This window comes from Idiomarina sp. Sol25 (assembly GCF_033052775.1).
GTDB lineage: Bacteria > Pseudomonadota > Gammaproteobacteria > Enterobacterales > Alteromonadaceae > Idiomarina.
This window is the reverse complement of sequence record NZ_JAUPEW010000203.1, coordinates 1-249: the sequence shown is the minus strand read 5'-3', so window position 1 is coordinate 249 and position 249 is coordinate 1. Positions and strand designations below refer to the sequence as shown.

At 64.3% G+C, this 249-nt stretch carries 1 protein-coding gene; it reads left to right on the top strand.

Translation table 11 applies throughout. The features are described from left to right. Nucleotides 1-21: 21 nt before the first annotated feature. A partial coding sequence (locus tag Q5L94_RS14005; protein WP_317498957.1) for a hypothetical protein occupies nucleotides 22-249 on the top strand: 228 nt, incomplete at its 3' end.

The window sequence follows — 249 nt, the reverse complement described above, 5'->3', positions numbered from 1 at the left end:
GTCGTCGCCCCGGGGATCGCAGTGACCAACGCCCACAATGCCGATCTTGTTGGAGGCGCACCGTTGGTCGGTGTCTCTCGTAACTATGATTTGTTGTTTTTTCGGGTGACGGGGTCGATTGTGCCGCCTGCGGCTGAACCGCGCGCCAGCGAGCTGGTCGTGGCTTATGGGCAGGGCGCGCACGGAGAACTACGCATGGCGCGCGGCATCGTGCGCGACGTGAACGCACCCGTTGAGGCACGTGCCGCA